At 70.0% G+C, this 19330-nt stretch carries 18 protein-coding genes; 13 read left to right on the top strand and 5 right to left on the bottom strand.

Annotated elements, in window-relative coordinates:
• Positions 1 to 59 precede the first annotated feature (59 nt).
• From L8M95_RS02165 to L8M95_RS02145, 5 genes are all read left to right on the top strand, one after another.
• Complete coding sequence (locus tag L8M95_RS02165; protein ID WP_260487707.1) at positions 60 to 812, top strand: GNAT family N-acetyltransferase; 753 nt, start codon at positions 60 to 62, stop codon at positions 810 to 812.
• A 203-nt stretch (positions 813 to 1015) separates the two neighbouring features.
• On the top strand, positions 1016 to 1462 hold the full coding sequence (locus L8M95_RS02160) for a hypothetical protein (protein ID WP_260487706.1): 447 nt from the start codon (positions 1016 to 1018) through the stop codon (positions 1460 to 1462).
• Positions 1462 to 1650 (top strand): hypothetical protein, encoded by a 189-nt coding sequence (locus L8M95_RS02155; RefSeq protein ID WP_260487705.1) that lies wholly within the window; start codon positions 1462 to 1464, stop codon positions 1648 to 1650. The genes L8M95_RS02160 and L8M95_RS02155 overlap by 1 nt, the downstream gene beginning before the upstream one ends.
• Positions 1651 to 1696: 46 nt before the next feature.
• Complete coding sequence (map, locus tag L8M95_RS02150; RefSeq protein WP_260487704.1) at positions 1697 to 2572, top strand: type I methionyl aminopeptidase; 876 nt, start codon at positions 1697 to 1699, stop codon at positions 2570 to 2572.
• Positions 2573 to 2690: 118 nt separating this feature from the next.
• The gene (locus L8M95_RS02145) at positions 2691 to 4169 is read left to right on the top strand and encodes an NAD(P)/FAD-dependent oxidoreductase (protein WP_260487703.1); all 1479 of its coding nucleotides are present in this window, start codon (positions 2691 to 2693) and stop codon (positions 4167 to 4169) included.
• Positions 4170 to 4250: 81 nt separating this feature from the next.
• Here the strand turns inward: L8M95_RS02145 and mtr are convergent, their stop codons facing one another.
• Entirely contained in the window at positions 4251 to 5651 is a 1401-nt protein-coding gene (gene mtr, locus L8M95_RS02140; protein WP_260487702.1) for a mycothione reductase, read from the bottom strand.
• A 5-nt stretch (positions 5652 to 5656) separates the two neighbouring features.
• Positions 5657 to 6694 carry an alpha/beta hydrolase gene (locus L8M95_RS02135; RefSeq protein WP_260487701.1) on the bottom strand — a complete coding sequence of 346 codons (1038 nt, stop codon included), beginning with the start codon at positions 6692 to 6694 and terminating at the stop codon, positions 5657 to 5659.
• Positions 6695 to 6827: 133 nt separating this feature from the next.
• On the opposite strand from L8M95_RS02135, the gene mqo reads away from it, so the two are divergent.
• The 3 genes from mqo to L8M95_RS02120 all read left to right on the top strand — a co-directional run bounded on the left by mqo (position 6828) and on the right by L8M95_RS02120 (position 10690).
• The gene (mqo, locus tag L8M95_RS02130; protein WP_260487700.1) at positions 6828 to 8324 is read left to right on the top strand and encodes a malate dehydrogenase (quinone); all 1497 of its coding nucleotides are present in this window, start codon (positions 6828 to 6830) and stop codon (positions 8322 to 8324) included.
• A gap of 67 nt (positions 8325 to 8391) precedes the next feature.
• Positions 8392 to 9618, top strand: a complete 1227-nt coding sequence (gene cobA, locus L8M95_RS02125) for a uroporphyrinogen-III C-methyltransferase (protein ID WP_260487699.1) — start codon at positions 8392 to 8394, stop codon at positions 9616 to 9618.
• Between the two features lie 85 nt (positions 9619 to 9703).
• Complete coding sequence (locus L8M95_RS02120) at positions 9704 to 10690, top strand: LLM class flavin-dependent oxidoreductase (protein ID WP_260489128.1); 987 nt, start codon at positions 9704 to 9706, stop codon at positions 10688 to 10690.
• Positions 10691 to 10718: 28 nt separating this feature from the next.
• On the opposite strand, the gene L8M95_RS02115 is transcribed toward L8M95_RS02120, so the two are convergent.
• Positions 10719 to 11468, bottom strand: coding sequence for a peroxide stress protein YaaA (locus L8M95_RS02115; protein WP_260487698.1), 750 nt, complete (start codon positions 11466 to 11468; stop codon positions 10719 to 10721).
• Positions 11469 to 11526: 58 nt separating this feature from the next.
• On the opposite strand from L8M95_RS02115, the gene L8M95_RS02110 reads away from it, so the two are divergent.
• Positions 11527 to 13278, top strand: a complete 1752-nt coding sequence (locus L8M95_RS02110; protein WP_260487697.1) for a proline--tRNA ligase — start codon at positions 11527 to 11529, stop codon at positions 13276 to 13278.
• A 6-nt stretch (positions 13279 to 13284) separates the two neighbouring features.
• Here L8M95_RS02110 and L8M95_RS02105 read toward each other — a convergent pair whose 3' ends face one another.
• Entirely contained in the window at positions 13285 to 13689 is a 405-nt protein-coding gene (locus L8M95_RS02105) for a ferritin-like domain-containing protein (protein WP_260487696.1), read from the bottom strand.
• Complete coding sequence (locus tag L8M95_RS02100; protein ID WP_260487695.1) at positions 13686 to 14153, bottom strand: hypothetical protein; 468 nt, start codon at positions 14151 to 14153, stop codon at positions 13686 to 13688. The genes L8M95_RS02105 and L8M95_RS02100 overlap by 4 nt, the downstream gene beginning before the upstream one ends.
• Positions 14154 to 14259: 106 nt before the next feature.
• On the opposite strand from L8M95_RS02100, the gene rimP reads away from it, so the two are divergent.
• The 4 genes from rimP to infB all read left to right on the top strand — a co-directional run bounded on the left by rimP (position 14260) and on the right by infB (position 19249).
• The gene (gene rimP, locus L8M95_RS02095; RefSeq protein ID WP_260487694.1) at positions 14260 to 14805 is read left to right on the top strand and encodes a ribosome maturation factor RimP; all 546 of its coding nucleotides are present in this window, start codon (positions 14260 to 14262) and stop codon (positions 14803 to 14805) included.
• Positions 14802 to 15788 (top strand): transcription termination factor NusA, encoded by a 987-nt coding sequence (nusA, locus tag L8M95_RS02090; RefSeq protein ID WP_260487693.1) that lies wholly within the window; start codon positions 14802 to 14804, stop codon positions 15786 to 15788. Before rimP ends, nusA begins: the two co-directional genes overlap by 4 nt.
• A gap of 140 nt (positions 15789 to 15928) precedes the next feature.
• On the top strand, positions 15929 to 16327 hold the full coding sequence (locus tag L8M95_RS02085) for a YlxR family protein (RefSeq protein WP_260487692.1): 399 nt from the start codon (positions 15929 to 15931) through the stop codon (positions 16325 to 16327).
• Positions 16328 to 16396: 69 nt separating this feature from the next.
• The gene (gene infB, locus L8M95_RS02080) at positions 16397 to 19249 is read left to right on the top strand and encodes a translation initiation factor IF-2 (protein ID WP_260487691.1); all 2853 of its coding nucleotides are present in this window, start codon (positions 16397 to 16399) and stop codon (positions 19247 to 19249) included.
• The last annotated feature ends 81 nt before the right edge of the window (positions 19250 to 19330 follow it).

Raw genomic sequence — 19330 nt, 5'->3', positions numbered from 1 at the left:
GGTCGGTCGGCCCGGGTGAGTCGCGGGCGGTTCTCGAGGTTTTGGGCTCTGATCCTCTGGTGTCCGCACCTGCGGCGGAGAAGTTCGCGTCGACGGGCGTGGCGCCCGGCGTCGACGGGCGGTTCCTCACGGTCGGCGGTCCCGACCGGTCCCTGGTCTTCATCGGCACCTCGGTGTTGCCGCTGCGTGGTGACGCCGCGGATCAACGACTCCTCGGTGCGGCGGTCGCCGAGTTGGGGCTCGGGCCGATGTCCGTGCACGGCCGGCGGGACCGGGTCGCGGCCATGTGGACCGCACTGCGCGACCGGTGGGGCGATGCCCGGGAATACCGCGTGAACCAGTTCCTCATGGCACTCGACGGCCCGGTCGACCCGGTGCTCGTCATGGACGGGATCCGCCCGGCCACGTTGGACGAGTTCGAGCCGGTGCTCGCCGCCGCCGCGGCCATGTACCGCGAGGAGCTGCGCGCGGACCCGTTCGCGGTCGGGTCCGGCATCCCGTTCCGACGCCGCGTGGCACGATCGTTGGCCCGGGGGAGGACCTGGGTGGGGATCGACGCCGGCGAGGTGGTCTTCAAGGCGGATGTCGCCGCGATCTCCCCGGGCGTGGCACAGATCCAGGGCATCTGGGTCCACCGCGACCGGAGGGACGCGGGGCTCGGGTCCGGCGGGACGGCCGCCGTGTGCGCCGCCCTCCAGGCGCGAGGACTCAGGCCCTCCCTGGTGGTGAACGGGTCGAACGACGCCGCCCGTGCCGCCTATCGGCGGGTGGGCATGATCGACGCGGTCGACTACGCGACGGTCCTGCTGTGAACGCCCGCGCATGCGGCAGCACAGGGCGTCCGGCGACCCCGGGTGGGGTATCGCGTGCCCGGCGACTTCGGCATCGGTGTCGCCTGTGGGAAAGTGGAGTGCAGTCAGACCGTGAACCTCGGAAGGTGTAACCCGATGACAGTCACAGCGACAGGGCCCTCCGTGTACGGAGCCGTGCGGGGAAGGACCGCGTGAGTACCCCGATGACCGCTCCTGTCACCGCGGCCCCGGTGCCGGAGTCCAAGACGGGTCCGGAACGAGGCGCTGAGGCCCGACCGGCTTTCCGGTCTCGGCGGCCGGCGGACCGGGCGATGCGGCGCCTGCTGGGCGTGCGGCACATCGACAGAGGCGCCGGCTCCGGTGCCCACCGCGCGTTCCGGGTCTCCGTGGCGGTCTCGGCCGTGCGGTGCCTCATCACCTATCTCGCCATCCCGATCCTCGTCCCGCTGCTCAGCCTCTCCGGATGGGTTGCCGCACCGGTCGGTATCGCGTTGTGCGTCGTCGCCGTGGTGAACGGGGTGGTCAGTCTCCGCAGGTTCTGGGCGTCCGACCATGCGAAGCGCTGGACGTACACGGGGTTCATGGGGATCGTGTTCGTGATCCTCGCCGTGGCGATGGTCTCCGAGTTCCACCGGTGGGGGGCGATCTGATGGACCCGCGACAGGACCCCGAGTCCCGGGTGGACACCGGCGCGAACGACGACAGCGGGCCGGACGCGGTGACCGACGGCGCTGCTCGGTCGAACCAGGAGCCCGGCCAGTCCTCGGCGGACGTGATCACGATGTCCCTGTTCGGGGCGATGGTCGTCATCGCGTCGATCTGCTTCGTCATCTGGTGACCGGACCGGGGCGACCGGCCCCGCCGCGCGGGCCTATCCTGGGGGCATGACCACCTCCACCCGCCAGCCGCTCGTCCCCGGTGAACCCACCCCGATCCGGACAGTTCCGGAATCGATCCCCCGGCCGGAGTACGCGTGGCGTGACAGCGTCGACGAGGCCAACGGTGAGCCGTGGATCCAGCCCGCGGACGTCATCGACGCCATGCGGGTGGCCTCCCGGCTCGCCGCGGATGCACTCGTGCTCGCCGGGGAGGCGGTCGCCCCCGGTGTGACGACCGATGAGATCGACAGGGTCGTCCACGAATTCCTGTGCGACAACGGTGCCTACCCGTCGACCCTGGGCTACAAGGCGTTCCCCAAGTCCAGTTGCGTCTCCCTCAACGAGGTGATCTGTCACGGCATCCCCGACACCACGGTGATCCGGGACGGTGACATCGTCAACGTCGACGTCACCGCGTTCATCCACGGCGTCCACGGCGATACCAATGCCACGTTCCTCGCCGGGGACGTCAGCGAGGAGGCCCGGCTGTTGGTGGAGCGCACCAGGGAGGCGATGAACCGGGGGATCAAGGCCATCCGGCCCGGCCGGGAGGTCAACGTCATCGGTCGGGTCATCGAATCCTATGCCCGGCGCTTCGACTACACGGTCGTGCGGGAGTTCACCGGCCACGGTGTCGGTCCGACCTTCCACAACGGGCTCGTCGTCCTGCATTACGACGAGCCGTCCCGGACCGAGGTCCTCGAGCCCGGTATGACGCTGACCGTCGAGCCGATGATCTCCCTCGGCGGACCGGGTTTCGACGTCTGGGACGACGACTGGACCGTCACCACCGCGGACAAGGCGTGGACCGCCCAGTTCGAGCACACCGTCGTCGTCACCGAGGACGGGTACGAGATCCTCACCCTGCCGTCCGGGTCCTGACCGCCCGGCGGACACGACAGGGCGACCGCCCGGCAGACCGGAACGGGCGGGGGACGCTGATGGACGATCGTCCCGATGTGGCCCTCGTCCGTGGACAAGACGGGGCATACTGTCCAGCATGATCGAGACCCCCCGTGGACCCGTGGACCAGATCGACCTGTTGGTGGTGGGTGCCGGCTTCGGCGGCATCGCCATGGCCGACCGCCTCCTCAGGGAGGGGCGTGGTCGCGACTTCCTCGTCGTGGAGGCCGCCGAGTCGGTGGGGGGTACCTGGCGCGACAACACGTACCCGGGTTGTGCCTGCGACGTCCCCACCGCGCTGTATTCGCTGTCCCGGCACGCTCACCCGGGCTGGTCCCATTCGTTCGGCAGGCAGCCGGAGATCCGGGCGTACCTGGAATCGGTGACGGACCGAATCGGTCTCCGCGACAGGCTCGTGACCTCGTGTGAGGTGACCGCGGCGACGTGGGACGCGGAGATGGCGCACTGGGTGGTCGACACCAGCCGCGGACGGATCAGAGCCGGACACCTCGTGCTGGCCTCGGGAGCGCTGTCCGCCCCCTCTGTTCCGCGCCTACCCGGACTGGAGTCCTTCGAGGGCGACGTGTTCCATTCGGCGCGGTGGCGCCACGATATCCCGCTCGAGGGCCGGAGGGTCGCGGTCGTCGGGACGGGGGCCTCCGCGGTCCAGTTCGTTCCGGAGATCGCCGGCGCCGCCGAACACGTCACCGTCTTCCAACGGACCCCGGGATGGATCCTGCCCCGTCTGGACCGGTCGATCTCGGACCGACGTCAGAAGCTCTACCGTCGCTTCCCGCTCCTGCAGCGGCTCGTCCGCGGGCGGATCTACCTGGGACGGGAGCTCTACGTCGTGGTGTTCACCCGGGCCCAGTTCCTCCTGCGCTTCTTCGAGTGGTTCGCGAGGTTCTACCTGTTCCTCAAGGTGCGGGACCGCAGGATGCGGAGGGCACTCACCCCCGATTTCTCCATCGGGTGCAAGCGAGTGCTGCTCACCAGTCACTGGCTGCCCGCGCTCACCCGGCCCGATGTCTCGCTGGTGTCCGGTGCGGCGTCGTCCCTCACCCCCCGTGGGCTCGTGGCGGACGACGGCACCGAGCACCCGGCGGACGTCATCATCTTCGGCACCGGATTCCAGCCGACCGAGCCGCCGATCTCCCGCGTGGTCACCGGGGCGGACGGGCGGACCCTCGCGCAGCACTGGGACGGCAGCCCGCGGGCACACAACGGGATCACTGTCGCGGGGTTCCCCAACATGTTCCTGCTGTACGGGCCCAACACCAACCTGGGGCACTCATCGATCGTCTACATGCTCGAGTCCCAGGCCGATCACGTGCTGCGGCTCCTCGACCTCGCGGGGAGTGCGGGACGACGAACCATCGAGGTCCGTCCGGAGGTCCAGGAGTCCTATGCCGCGCGGATGGACCGCCAACTCGCGCACACCGTGTGGAACCAGGGCGGCTGCTCGAGCTGGTACATCGACTCCAGTGGACGGAACTCCCTGCAGTGGCCGACGTTCACGTTCCGGTACCGCGAGCAGGTCCGCACCGTCGAGCCCGAGGACTTCGTCCTCACGTGAGCCCGGTCGGGGAGGGGGCGGGTGCGGGCCGCCCCCGGCACCGACCCACCGGCACCGACCCACCGCCGCCGACCCCCGCTGTCAGAACCCGCGATCTGGGAAGTCCAGACCCAGCAATGCGTTCTCGACCACCTCGGCCATCGCCGGGTGGATCCAGTACTGCTTGCGTGCGAGGTCGGGAACGGTGATCCCGAATTCCATCGCCTGGATGAGGATCTGCACGAGGGACGGGGCGTGGGCGCCCATGAGGTGGGCGCCCAGCAGCAGCCCGGTGGCGCGGTCCGCGATGAGCTTGCAGCACCCGACCGAGTCCTCCATCGCCCAGCCGTACGCCACGTCGCCGTAGTCCTGGGTCTTGACGGTCACGTCGTATCCGGCTGCGCGGGCCTCGGCCTCCGTCATGCCGACCGAGGCGATCTGTGGCCAGCTGAACACGGCGTACGGGACGTGACTGTGGTGGAACGGCTGCAGGTCCTCCGGGTGGCGAAGGTTGTGCCCCAGCACCCGCTGTTCGTGGTTGGCGACGTGCTTGAGCTGGTACGGCGAGCTCACGTCGCCCAGCGCCCAGACGCCCTCCGCCGTGGTACGGCCGAACTCGTCCACTCGTACCCTCTCGCCGTCCATCTCGACCCCGGCCGCACCCAACCCCAGCAGGTCGCCGTTGGGCGTCCGGCCGATCGCCACGAGGAGCGCGTCGCCGGCGCACGTCGACCCGTCCTCGAAGGTGATCTCCACGCCCCGGCGATCCTCACCCGTCGCGGTCATCGTGGCGATCTGCTGCCCGAGGCGGACGTCCCACCGTCCCCGGGCGGCGTCGGTGAACCGCTCGGCCAGCTCGCGGTCGAGATGCTTGAGCAGCACGTCCGAGCGGCCGATGACGGTGACGTCGACGCCGAGGGAGGAGAACACGTGCGCGAACTCGCAGGCGATGAACCCGGAGCCCTGGATGACCATCGACTTCGGCAGTTCGGGGATACGCATGACGTCGTCGCTGGTGTGGAAGGCGACGCCCGCCTCGGTGACGATGTCCGGAATCGACGGGCGTGCGCCTGCGGCGATCACGACCGAGTCCGCGGTGATGATCTCCCCGGTACCCGTGTCGATGGTGCGCGGACCGACGAACGTCGCGTGACCGTCGTACACCGTGACGTTGTCACAACGGTTGCGCCGGTAGTCCTCACCGCTCGACGCGATCGGGTCGATGCGTCGATCGAAGACCCGCGAGACGATGTCCGGCCAGCGGACCCCGTCCAGTGTCGAGTCGATGCCGTAGGTGGACGAGTGCCGGACGGAGGTGGCCGTGTCGGCGGCGTAGACGAACATCTTCGTGGGGATGCAACCGACGTTGAGGCAGGTTCCGCCGAACGTCCCCTTCTCGCAGATCGCCACGGACTTGTCCGCGAACGACTCGTCGATCAACGAGTTGCCGCTGCCCGTGCCGATGACGACCAGGTCGAAGTGGCGGGAGGGGGTCTGGGTCATGGGGGTCAGGACTCCTTGATGTGTGAGGACAGGATCTGGTCCAGCCAGTGCCCGAGGTGGTCGAAAACCACCTCGAGGACGTCGGCGCGGGACAGGAAGACGTCGTGCCGGGCACCGGCGACGGGGACGTCGGTGACGTCGTCGGAGACCCGGTCGGCGAAACGCTGCATCGATCGGACGTCGAGGATCAGGTCGGTGTCCACATCGAGCGCGGAGCCGCGGGGCCGGGACCCGATCGACGACGCGGTGGAGCGGAGCAGGAGGACCGGCAGCGGCAGATCGACGCCGGCCTGCAGACGCTTCTGTGCACGTCGGACCGCTGCGAGCCACCCCGCCCGGACGCCGACACCGCCGGGGGGTTTGAGGGTGGTGTCGAAGTGGTATTCACCGTCGTGGTCCACGTGCGTGCTGATGACGTACCGGTCCGACGTGGGCAGCGGGAGGCGGTAGAAGGGCCGGACGGATCCGAGCGTGCGGATGACCGGGTCGAGCACGGGCCGGGCGCGCTCCGGGACGTCGAGCTGGAACCACGGCGAGTTCAGGATCACCCCCACGACGGGGGGCAGGGCGCCCCTGTCGCGCCGCCTGCCCAGCCACAGCGGCACCACCAACCCCCCGGTGGAGTGGGCGGCCACGAGCACCGGCGTGCGCGGGTGCTCGGAGACGATCACCTCGAGCGCCCGGTCCAACTCGTCGTCGTAACGCTCCAGGTCGGTCGTGAAGTGCGGTGTTACGCCGTCCCGCCGCGAACGGCCGCATTTGCGCAGGTCTATCCCAAACGTCGCGATACCGCGCGACGCGAGGAACTCGGCGAGGTGGGTGTGGAAGAAGTAGTCGGACAGGCCGTGGACGACGAGCACCACTGCGGTGGGGTCCGACGGCGCGTCCTCGTGGCGGACCAGGGTCGCGACGATCTCGCCCTCACCGTCGGGATCGTCGCCGAGCGGCAGTTCGCGCCGCCGGTACGACGGCCCCAGCAGGTCCGGGGTCCACTGCGGGTCGGTTCCGGCGGAGGCGTCGGGATCGGGAGAGGACGTCGGCACGACGACCACCCTAGTCCGGTGTGTCCCACGCCCGGTGCCGTGAGTAGTGTTGGAAGCCGGTCGACGCAGGGCCGTCGGGACTGCCCGCGTCGATGAGAGATTCGGGTCCACGACCAACGAGCGAGGGTAGCCGGTGACTTCAGACCAGGTGGCAAAGCACGGAACGACGGATGTGGCGCTCATCGGCGCGGGCACCATGAGCGCGACTCTGGGTGCACTGCTCCGGCGGCTCCAGCCGGACTGGGACATCCAGGTCTTCGAACGGCTCGAGGGGCCTGCACTGGAGTCGTCCGACGCCTGGAACAACGCCGGCACGGGCCATTCCGCACTCTGCGAGCTGAACTACTCGCCCAAGACCGCGGACGGCGACGTGGACATCACGAAGGCCGTCAGCGTCAACGAGAAGTTCCAGGTCTCGCGCCAGTTCTGGTCCTACGCCGTCGAGAACACCATCCTCGGTGACCCCACAGAGTGGATCCGACCCGTCCCGCACATGAGCTTCGTGGCGGGCAAGGACGGTCAGGACTACCTCCGGAAGCGGTACGACAAACTCGCCGGGCACCCCCTCTTCCCGGGGATGGGGCACACCACCGACTTCTCCGAGCTGGAACAACTGGTCCCCCTCATGGCCCGCGGGCGCTCTCCCGAGCAGCCGTTCGCCCTGAGCCACTTCTCCAACGGCACCGACGTCAACTTCGGCGCGCTCACCCGCCAGCTCATCAAGTACCTCACGCGCACCGGAGCCGAGGTGCACTACCAGAACCAGGTCAAGAACCTCGAGCGCAACAGCGACGGCAGCTGGCGACTGACCGTCACCAACCGCCACACCGGTGACGAGCGCACTGTCGACGCCAAGTTCGTGTTCGTCGGTGCGGGCGGCGGCGCCCTCCACCTGCTGCAGAAGTCCGGCATCCCCGAGATCAAGGGCATCGGCGGCTTCCCGGTGGGCGGCCAGTGGTTGCGCTGCACCAACCCGGAGCTCATCAAACAGCACCAGGCGAAGGTGTACAGCCAGGCCTCCGTGGGCGCGCCGCCGATGTCCGTGCCGCATCTGGACACCCGGGTCATCGACGGCAAGAAGGGGCTGTTGTTCGGCCCCTTCGCCGGCTGGACCCCCAAGTTCCTCAAGATGGGCAGCTTCCTCGACCTGCCGTCCAGCATCCGCGCCGGCAACCTGCTGCCCATGGCCAACATCGGGCTCACCGAGATGAGCCTGGTCAAGTACCTCATCACCGAGCTCGCCAAGAACCACGGCGCCCGGGTCGACGCACTGCGCGATTTCGTGCCGTCGGCACAGGACGGGGAGTGGGAGAAGGTCATCGCCGGCCAGCGTGTCCAGGTGATCAAGCCCAACGGCCGGGGCGGCACCCTGGAGTTCGGCACCGCCGTCGTGAACGCAGCTGACGGGTCCATCGCGGGTCTGCTCGGCGCCTCCCCGGGCGCCTCCACCGCGGTCGACGCCATGGTCGATGTGCTCAAGCGGTGCTTCCCGAGCCGGTTCGCCGACTGGACCCCCGCCCTCGAGGAGATGATCCCCTCGCTCGGCCGCGACCTGTCCGGGGAGCCGACCCTGTTCACCGAGCAGTTCGAGCGCTCGACCCGCACCCTCAAGCTCGACCAGAAGGCCTGACCCGCCGGCGCCGGGGACCCCCGGGCCGGGGCCGGGGGAGCAGTCGGGGGCGGATAGGATCGGAGCCATGATCCGGCCTGTGAATCCGTACCCCGTCGGCCTGGACCTCGAAGGTCGACGCGTCGTGGTCATCGGCGGAGGGTCTGTCGCGCAACGTCGCGTCCCCGTCTTGCTCGAGGCGGGCGCGGTGGTGCACCTGGTTAGCCCGGACGTCACACCGACGCTGCAGGGGCTGGTGGACGCCGGACGCATCTGGTGGGAGCCCCGCGAGTACGAATCCGGGGACCTCGAAGGTGCCTGGTATGTGGTCGCTGCGACCAAGGACTCGCTGGTCAATGCCCGTGTCGCGGCGGAGGCCGAGCAGAACCGCACCTTCTGCGTCCGGGCTGATGCCGTGACGTCGGGTTCCGCGGTGACCCCGGCGGTGGTCCGTCGGGGCGAGATGTTGGTCGCGGTGCTCACCGGCGACCGCGCGCGTACCGCCGAGGCCCGGGACGTGGTCGCGCGGGCCCTCAGCGACGCGGGGGCGGAGGCACCCGAGGTCGACGAGGCGCTCCGGGGCACGGTCGCGTTGGTCGGCGGCGGGCCGGGGGCCGACGATCTCATGACGGTGCGTGGTCGTCGACTGCTCGCCCGCGCCGACGTTGTCGTGGCCGACCGTCTCGCCCCCCAGCGCCCGCTGGCCGAGCTGCGGGCGGATGTCGAGATCGTCGACGCCGCCAAGATCCCCTACGGGCGGGCCATGGCACAGGACGCGATCAACGACGTGCTGGTGGACCGTGCGCGGGCGGGCAAGTTCGTGGTACGGCTCAAGGGCGGGGACCCGTTCCTCTACGGGCGCGGTTACGAGGAGGCGCAGGCATGCGCCGAGGCCGGTGTACCGTGCACCGTCGTTCCCGGCGTCTCCAGTGCGCTCGCCGTCCCGGCCCTCGCGGGAATTCCCGTGACCAACCGCGGGATGACGCACGAACTGACCGTGGTGTCCGGACACCTGCCGCCCGGACACCCGGGTTCCCTCATCGACTGGGACGCCCTCGCACGTATGCGCGGGACGCTCGTGGTGCTGATGGGGGTGAAGAACTCCCCGGCGATCGCCGAGTCACTCATGGCGGGGGGCCGCTCGCCCGGGACCCCGGCAGCGGTGGTGGTCGACGGGAGCCTCGACGGGCAGTCGACCCATCGATGCACCCTCGGAAGCCTGGCGGAGACCCTGGCGACCCACGACGTCAGACCCCCGGCCATCGTTGTGGTCGGCGCCGTCGCCGGGCTGCCGCAGTACATCACCGAAGGATGAGATCCCGCCCGGCGGCATCGCCGTCGGGCACGATGTGGACGTGACCACTCACAAGAAGATCGGTTTCCTCTCCTTCGGGCACTGGATGGACCACCCGGACTCCGCGGTGCGCTCCGCCTCCGACGCACTGATCCAGAGCGTCGAGCTCGCCGAGGCCGCCGAGGACCTCGGACTGGACGGCGCCTACTTCAGGGTTCACCACTTCGCGCGCCAGCTCGGTACGCCCGCGCCTCTCCTGGCGGCCGTCGGCGCCCGGACGAACCGGATCGACATCGGTACCGGGGTGGTGGACATGCGTTATACCAACCCCCTGGGCTTCGCCGAGGATGTCGCCGCCGCCGACCTCATCTCCGGTGGGCGGGTCCAACTGGGCGTGTCCCGGGGTTCTCCCGAGCAGGTGATCGACGGGTGGCGATACTTCGGATTCGAACCCGGAGACGGTGCCACCGACGCGGACATGGCGCGCCGGCATACCGAGGTATTCCTCCGGGCGGTGGAGGGGGTCGGGTTCGCTGAACCCAACCCACGGCCGATGTTCCCCAACCCTCCGGGTCTGCTGCGGCTCGAGCCGTACTCGGAGGGGCTGCGGGAGCGCATCTGGTGGGGCGCCGCGTCCGACGCGACCGCACGATGGGCGGCGGAGAAGGGCATGCACCTCATGTCGTCCACCTTGAAGGCCGACGAGTCCGGAGAACCACTGCACGTACAGCAGCGCCGTCAGATCGAGGCGTTCCGCGACGAGTGGTCCGCCCACGATCACGGCTTCGAACCGCGGGTGTCGGTATCCCGGTCGATCGTCGCCATCACCTCGGACACCGACCGGCGGTACTTCCTCGGGGGCGGTGACCGTGGTGACCAGTTCGGTCAGATCGAACCCGGTCTCCGGGCGGTCTTCGGACGGTCCTACGCCGCGGAGCCGGACCGGCTGGTGGAGCAACTCCGTGAGGACGAGGCGATCAGCGCTGCGGACACAGTGCTCATCACCGTGCCGACCCAGCTGGGGGTCGACTACAACGCGCACCTGTTGGAGTCGATCCTCACCCACGTGGCCCCGGAGCTCGGCTGGCGATGACGGCGGGGGCGGGACCCGGGAGCTGCCGTCAGGGCGTCGTGACCATGGTCAGGCCGTTCTGAGAGGTGTGCTCGACCGTATGACCGGCCCTGCGGGCCACCCGGAGCAGTGACGGCAGATCAGCCATCTCGGCGCGGGAGGTCGCGAGGGTCCGGGCGAGCAGACCCTTGTGGTGCTTGGAGAAGTGGGACACCACCTTGCGGCTGCCGTCCGGGTACTCGGTGACCACATCGACCGTCACCGCGCCCGGAACCGGGCCCAGGTGGTGGTACCCACCGGAACGCAGGTCCACCACCAGGTCCTCCTCCCAGCGGGCGGTGGCGGCGGTCAGGACGGGCCTCCACGCTGCCCGCAGCGTGCCCAGGCCCGGCAGTCGCGTCCCGGCCGACAGCCGGTAATGGGGGATCGGGTCATCGGCGGCGACGAGCCCGAACAGCGCGGACCCGATCCACAGTCGGGACTCCGCGCGCGCCCGGGTCGCGCCGGTCATCGACCCCTCGTCCAGAGCGTCGTAGAGCACGCCCGTGTACCGGGTGAGGGCCGGCGCGGTGGGGGAGGTCCACAACTGCGCGTCCAGCTGGACCTCCCCGGCGAGCTTCTCGCTCAGACCCAGTACCGCACGCGCGCCCCCGGGGTCGTCGGTACACATCGTCACCAGCGCATCCGCCACCGTCCGGCGGGTTTCGTTCAACGACGGCAGCGAGAGGGTGGCCAGTTCGAGGGGCTCACCCGCGCCGCCGATGGACTTGGTCTCGGAGGGCGAGAGGAGGATGCGCACCCGGCAGAGGCTACCGGCGGGCCGGGTGCCCACCCACGGGCGGCTACGCTTGACCACCGTGATCACGCGTCTGTCCCACCTTTTCCTCCGCACCCTCCGCGATGACCCGGCCGATGCCGAGGTCCTCAGCCACAAACTGCTGGTCCGCGCCGGATACGTCCGCCGCGTCGCTCCCGGCGTGTACTCCTGGCTCCCACTCGGTCTGCGCACCCTCCGCCGGGTCGAGCAGGTGGTCCGAGAGGAGATGGACGCCTTCGGCGCTCAGGAGATCAGCCTGCCTGCCCTGCTGCCGCGTGAACCGTACGAGACCACCGGCCGGTGGACCGAGTACGGTCCGGCACTGTTCCGGCTCAAGGACCGCAAGGGCAACGACATGATGCTGGGGCCCACCCACGAGGAGCTCTTCACGCTCACGGTCCAGGGTGAGTACTCGTCGTACAAGGATCTGCCCGTCACGCTGTACCAGATCCAGACCAAGTACCGGGACGAGGAACGGCCGCGTGCCGGGATCCTGCGCGGTCGCGAGTTCGTGATGAAGGACTCCTACTCCTTCGATGTCGACGACGCGGGGCTCGAGCGTTCGTACCAGGCGCACCGCGAGGCGTATCAGCGCATCTTCGACCGTCTCGGGATCGAGTACGTCATCTGCGCGGCCACCTCCGGAGCGATGGGCGGCTCCGCCTCCGAGGAGTTCCTCGCGGTCTCCGCGGCGGGCGAGGACACGTTCGTCCGGTCCACCGACGGAGATTACGCGGCCAATGTCGAGGCCGTCGTCACCCCCGCGCCCCCCGCACTCCCGGTGGAGGGGTCGCCCCGGGCGGTCGTGCACGAGACCCCGGATGCGCCGACGATCGAGACACTCGTCGCCTGGGCGAATTCCGCCGACCTCGGTCGGGACGTCACCGCCGCGGACACCCTCAAGAACGTCATGCTCAAGGTCCGTGAGCCCGGGCGGGACTGGGAACTGTTGGCGGTGGGGCTGCCGGGTGACCGTGAGGTCGACATGAAGCGAGTCGAGGCAGCGCTCGAGCCGGCGGAGGTCGAGATCCTCGAGGAGGCCGATTTCGCCGCCAACCCGTTCCTCGTCAAGGGGTACATCGGGCCGCGCGCGCTGCAGGAGAACGAGGTCCGCTACCTCGTCGACCCACGGGTCGTCACGGGTACCTCCTGGATCACGGGTGCCGACGAGGTCGGCAAGCATGTGGTGGACCTGGTGTGCGGACGTGACTTCACCCCGGACGGCACCATCGAGGTCGCCGAGGTGAGGGAGGGTGACCCTGCGCCGGACGGGCACGGGACCCTGACGCTGGCGCGCGGTATCGAGATCGGCCACATCTTCCAGCTCGGTCGGAAATACACCGACGCGTTCGGGTTCGACGTGCTGGGCGAGAACGGCAAGCCCGCCCGGGTGACCATGGGGTCCTACGGGATCGGGGTCTCGCGCCTCGTCGCTGTCCTCGCCGAGCAGTTCGCCGATGACAAGGGTCTGGTCTGGCCGGCCGAGGCCGCACCCGCGGACGTCCACGTGGTGATCGCGAACAAGGATGACGCCGCGATCGCCGGTGCCGGGACCCTCGTGGAGGCGTTCGACCGCGCCAGACTCGAGGTCCTCTTCGACGACCGCAAGGCCTCGCCGGGAGTGAAGTTCAAGGACGCCGAACTGATCGGCATCCCGTGGGTGGTCGTGGTGGGTCGCGGGTGGTCCGAGGGCACCGTCGAGTTGCGCGAGCGCGCCACCGGCGAGGTCACCCAGGTGCCGGTGGACGGCGCCGCCGAGGAGATCATCAGGCTGATCGGCGCGGGACGATAGAACACCTCACGCCGGCGGGGGGAACCCGGGCAGCGCCTCGAACGGCGCGCCCGGGACCAGCGTCCTCCACCGGGCCAGTTGGACCGCCGCCGCGGTGAGGGCGTCGCTGCAGAACCGTCGGGTCTCCGGTGCCTCGGCGCGGCCGAGTTCCACCCGCCAGGCCTCGCAACAATCCGATTCGATACGGATCGCCAGGAGGACCGCCGAGACGGGGGTGTCCGGTCCGGTGAGGTAACCGACCGGGGCGGGGGGCGACCCCGGCCACAACTTCTCCGCGGCGTCCCGACGGGCCCGGTGAGCGGCGAGCTCGCGACGGACCGCGGCCCGTATGGAGCCGTCCGCCCGGGCGAGCACCAGGCCGTATCCGTAGACCGCGGCGTCCTCGGCGGCCAGTCCGACGGGGGCGGTCACGCGAGCTCCACCTCGGCTGCGGCGGTGCATGCCGCGGCGATCGCCCCGGCGATCTCGGCCCGGGGACCCTCTTCCGCCGCGGCGGCGTCGGTGGCACCGGCGGCATCGACGCGGAGGCGGGCGCGCACCTCGTCGGCGGGCGGGCACACCGGGGCAGGGGTCGACGCGGGTGTCGGTCGCCCCTCGTCGGCCGGGAACTCCACGATCGTGGTCAGCCGTTCCGCGTGGAGCCTCCGCACGTCGGCGATCCGGCGCAGGGCACCGACCCGCTCTCCGTGGGAGGCGTCCGCGGCGGCGAGTTCGCGCGCATCGCGTTGCGCTGCGTCGAGCAGGCCGAGCAGCGGATCCGGGCGGTCGGAGACCGTGGGCAGGGCGCAGCCACCGGCGGCTGCGAGCCCGGCGACGCCGGCGGCTGCGACGACGAAGTGACGGCGCGTGAGGACGACGGGGGCGGAATGTGGCACTCCGACATCCTGCCAGGGGTCGGGGACGGCGGCGGCGAGGCGGTACAGTGATGCGGCCCGTCCGCGTCCCGGAACGGAATCCGCCAGCCCGCACTCCAGGAGCACAGTGATCGTCCCCGAGCCCGACAGGGCCCATATACGCAAGGCGGTCTCCGACCGCGGCCTCGACCTCGAGGACATCCGGGAGAACACCCGGTCGTCCACATGGCAGGTGACGGTGGTCGTGGACGGGGATTCCGGGGTGTCCCTCGACGATCTCGCCGAGCTGTCCGTCGATCTGGACCCGCTCGCCGAGCAGTGGGGTGGGTCAGTGCAGCCCGTCACGCTGGAGGTGACCAGCAGGGGAGTCGACGCGCCACTCGAGCAGCCGCGACACTGGCGCCGCGCCCGCGGACGCCAGGTGGACCTGGTCTACGTCGACGGTGCCGAGGGGCCGAGCAGGGGACGGGTGGGCGACCTCGACGAGGCGACGGGGGTGGTCCGCATCGTGTCGAGGGCGGGCCGGGGAACGACTGTGGAATCGGTAGCGTTGGAGCAGGTGGCCCGCGCCGTGATCCGGGTCGAGTTCCGGCCTGCACCGCAAGAGGAGCTGGACCTGTTGTCCGAGCCGGAGAACCCGGGGCGTGGCGTGCGAGAAGGAGAAAACCGTTGAACATCGATATGGCAGCGCTGAACATGCTGTCCCGGGAGCGCGAGATCCCGTTGGAAGACCTCGTGCACACCCTCGAGAACGCTCTGCTCACCGCGTACAAGCGGACCGAAGGTGCGCATCGGGTCGCCCGGATCGCGTTGGACCGTAAGGCCGGAACGGTCGCCGTCATGGCGGCCGAGGTGGATGAGGACGGCAACCGGATCGGGGAGTTCGACGCCACCCCCTCGGACTTCGGCCGGGTCGCGGCGGCGACCGCCCGGCAGATCATCCTCCAGCGTCTGAGGGAGGCGGAGACCGACCGCATCTACGGCGACCTCGTCACGAGGGAGGGCGAGGTGGTCAGTGGGGTCATCCAGTCGGACTCGCGGGCGAACGCCCGGGGGATCGTGGTGGTCCACATCGGACCCGAGAACGGGGGGACCGAGGGGACCATCGCCCCGGCGGAGCAGGTCCCGGGAGAGACCTACGAGCACGGCGACCGCATCAAGTGCCACGTGGTCGGCGTCCACAAGGGCCCCCACGGGGCCTCCGTCTCGCTGTCGCGCACCCACCCGGACCTGGTCCGGGGACTGTTCGCCCTGGAGGTCCCGGAGATCGGTGACGGCTCGGTGCGGATCGCGGCGATCGCGCGCGAGGCCGGGCACCGGACGAAGATCGCGGTGGAGTCCACCATCTCGGGACTCAACGCGAAAGGCGCGTGCATCGGTCCGAACGGCGCGCGTGTCCGCGCGGTCATGGCGGAGCTCAACGACGAGAAGATCGACATCGTCGACTACGACGAGGATCCCACCGTGTTCGTGGGCAACGCCCTGTCGCCGGCCAAGGTGATCTCGGTGTCGGTCGCCGACGCCGCGACGAGGGCGGCCAGGGTCGTCGTGCCCGATTACCAGCTGTCCCTGGCGATCGGTAAGGAGGGGCAGAACGCCCGGCTGGCGCACCGTCTCACCCAGTGGCGGATCGACATCCACAGCGATGCGGAGTGACGCCCGGGGCGACCTGTCGCCACGCGGTCGGGCGCGCCGTTAGTATCGACACCGCATCATCTGTAGACTGATCAGTTGTCACAGTGACTTCACGTCCACCCGTCCATTCGGGCCGGGCGGCGAGAGACCGAGGTGGCCGGATGCAGGGACGTGAGGACCAGCGGTCCGGTACCGCCGGGGGCGCGGGTCCGATCAGGACCTGCGTCGGCTGCCGGGGTCGGGATTCCGACTCCCGGCTCCTCCGGATCGTCCACGATCCGGAGACGGCCACACTCTCGCCCGATCCCCGTCGACGGGCGGTCGGACGAGGAGCCTGGGTGCACCGCGAACAGCGGTGCATCGCGACAGCACTCGACCGCAAGGCCTTCATCAGGTCACTGCGAGTCGCCGGGAACGTGTCCCAGGACGCGATCACGGAGGTGCTCGAGGCGTTACGCCCCGGGCACGACACCACCCGCCGGCCATTCGGTCCGGCAGGGGGAGCACAAGAAGAGGAACGGACCAGACACGATGAGCACACCGTGAAGCTCCAGCGATGAACGTCCATCGAATGTAGACCGAGGTCGCGCGGCCAGCCCTGCCGTGGAGACCTCGCAGTGAGGAGAGCAGTGGCAGGCAAGCCCCGGGTACACGAACTGGCAAAAGAGTTCGGTATCACCAGTAAAGAACTTCTGACGAAACTCCGCGATCAGGGAGAGTTCGTCAAGTCCGCGTCGTCGACGCTGGAGGCTCCGGTCGTCCGGCGCCTGCGCGAGGCACACGCACCGGCAGGCGGCGACTCCGCCGCCGCCCCGACCAAGTCCGGCAGCAGCGCCGCGCCCAAGCCGGGCGCGCCGTCCAAGCCGGCACCCGGTCCCCGCCCGGGTGCGGATCCGCGCTCGGCGGCCCCCAGGCCCGCGGCCGGCCCCACCCCGGGTGCCAAGCCCGCGGCCCCGGCTCCGGCTCCCAAGGCGCAGTCCGGACCGACCCCGGGTGCCAAGCCCGCGGCCCCCGCTCCGGCTCCGGCTCCCAAGGCGGAATCCGGATCGACCCCGGGTGCCAAGCCCGGCACCCAGCGGCCGACCCCGGGTGCGACGCCCGGTGCCGCCGCGGCCGCATCGCGTCCGGCTCCCGGACCGCGCCCGGCCGGGCCCAAGCCCGGCCCCAAGGCGCCGCGCGTCGGCAACAACCCGTACTCGAGCGGCACCACCCCCGCACCGCGTCCGCAGGGCGGTCCTCGCCCCGCGCCCGGTCAGGGTGGGCCCCGTCCCGGAGGTGCCCGTCCGGGCACGCCCGGCCAGGGTGGTCCCCGTCCCCCGCAGCGTCCCGGTGCGCCGGGACAGGGCGGTCCCCGTCCCACGCCCGGTAACATGCCGCCTCGTCCCAGCCCCGGTCAGATGCCGGGACAGGTCGCACGTCCCGCCCAGGGGCGCGGCCGACCGGGTGGCCCCGGTGGCCGACCGGGTGGCGGCGGTTTCCGCCCCGGTGGCGGCGGCGGTGCACCCGCGGCAGGCGGCGGTGGTTTCCGCGGTCGTCCCGGCGGCGGCAACCGTGGCCGTGGCGGCGCAGCGGGCGCGTTCGGTCGCCCCGGCGGCGCTCCGCGTCGTGGGCGCAAGTCGAAGCGGCAGAAGCGTCAGGAATACGATTCGATGCGGGCCCCGGAGGTCGGCGGCGTCCGGCTTCCCGACGGTCGTGGGCAGGTCCTGCGGCTGGCACAGGGTGCATCGCTGAGCGATTTCGCGGACAAGATCGACGTCAACCCCGCTCAGCTCGTCCAGGCTCTGTTCAACCTGGGTGAGATGGTCACGGCCACGCAGTCGGTGACTCCTGAGACGTTGCAGCTCCTCGGTGAGGAGATGGGCTTCAAGGTCCAGATCGTCAGCCCCGAGGACGAGGACCGCGAGCTGCTCGATTCGTTCGACCTCTCCTTCGGTGAGGACGAGGGAGACGAGAGTGATCTCGAGGTCCGTCCCGCGGTCGTCACGGTCATGGGTCACGTCGACCACGGCAAGACCCGACTGCTCGACAGCATCCGGTCGGCGAAGGTCGGCGAGGGCGAGGCCGGTGGCATCACCCAGCACATCGGCGCCTACCAGGTCACGGTGCCCGTCGAGGATGTGGATCGCACGATCACCTTCATCGATACGCCGGGTCACGAGGCGTTCACCGCCATGCGTGCCCGCGGCGCCAAGTCGACCGATATCGCGATCATCGTGGTCGCGGCCGACGACGGCGTGATGCCGCAGACGGTCGAGGCGATCAACCACGCACAGGCGGCCGACGTGCCGGTCGTGGTGGCGGTCAACAAGATCGACAAGGAAGGTGCGCAGCCGGACAAGATCCGTGGCCAGATGACCGAGTACGGTCTGGTCCCGGAGGAGTACGGCGGCGACACGATGTTCGTCGACATCTCCGCCAAGCAGGGTCTCAACATCGAGTCGCTGCTGGAGGCCGTCGTCCTCACCGCGGACGCGTCGCTCGATCTGCGCGCCAACCCGGAGATGTCCGCCCAGGGCGTGGCCATCGAGGCGCACCTGGACCGCGGTCGCGGTCCGGTCGCCACGGTGCTCGTCCAGCGCGGAACCCTGCGGGTCGGCGACTCGATCGTCGCCGGCGACGCCTACGGTCGCGTGCGTCGGATGGTCGACGAGCACGGCGAGGACGTCACCGAGGCGACCCCGTCGCGTCCGGTTCAGGTCATCGGCCTGACCAGCGTCTGTGGCGCCGGCGACACCCTGATGGTGGTCGACGAGGACCGGACCGCACGGCAGATCGCCGACCGTCGTAACGCGCGCAAGCGCAATGCGATGGCCGCCCGCAGCCGCCGTAGGGTCAGCCTCGAGGACCTGGATTCGCATCTCAAGGAGACGAGCCAGCTCAACCTCATCATCAAGGGCGACAACTCCGGTACGGTCGAGGCCCTCGAAGAGGCCCTCATGGGGATCGAGATCGACGACGAGGTGCAGTTGCGCGTCATCGACCGCGGTGTCGGTGCGGTGACCGAGACCAACGTCAACCTGGCTGATGCCTCCGACGCCGTGATCATCGGGTTCAACGTCCGCGCGGAGGGCAAGGCCACCGAGCTGGCCAATCGCGAGGGTGTCGACATCCGGTACTACTCGATCATCTACCAGGCGATCGACGAGATCGAGAGCGCGCTCAAGGGCATGCTCAAGCCGATCTACGAGGAGAAGAAGCTCGGCCAGGCGGAGATCCGCAACATGTTCCGCTCCTCCAAGGTGGGCAACATCGCGGGTTGCATGGTGCTCGACGGCATCATGCGCCGCAACGCCAAGGCCCGGCTCATCCGGGACGGCAACGTCGTGGCCGAGGAGATGACCATCTCCTCGCTGCGCCGAGAGAAGGACGACGCGACCGAGGTCCGCGAGGGCTTCGAATGTGGTCTGACGGTGACGTACTCCGACATCAAGATCGGTGACATCATCGAGACCTACGAGCTCGTCGAGAAGCCGCGCGACTGACGTCGCAGGGCGCACCGCGGGGGCGGGTTCCGTTGAAGACGGACCTGCCCCCGCGGCATGCTTGTCAACCCGTGGTCGCCG

It is taken from the genome of Dietzia sp. B32 (assembly GCF_024732245.1).
Classification (GTDB): domain Bacteria; phylum Actinomycetota; class Actinomycetes; order Mycobacteriales; family Mycobacteriaceae; genus Dietzia.
The sequence above is the reverse complement of the archived record's forward strand: the minus strand, read 5'-3'. Positions and strand labels throughout refer to the sequence as shown.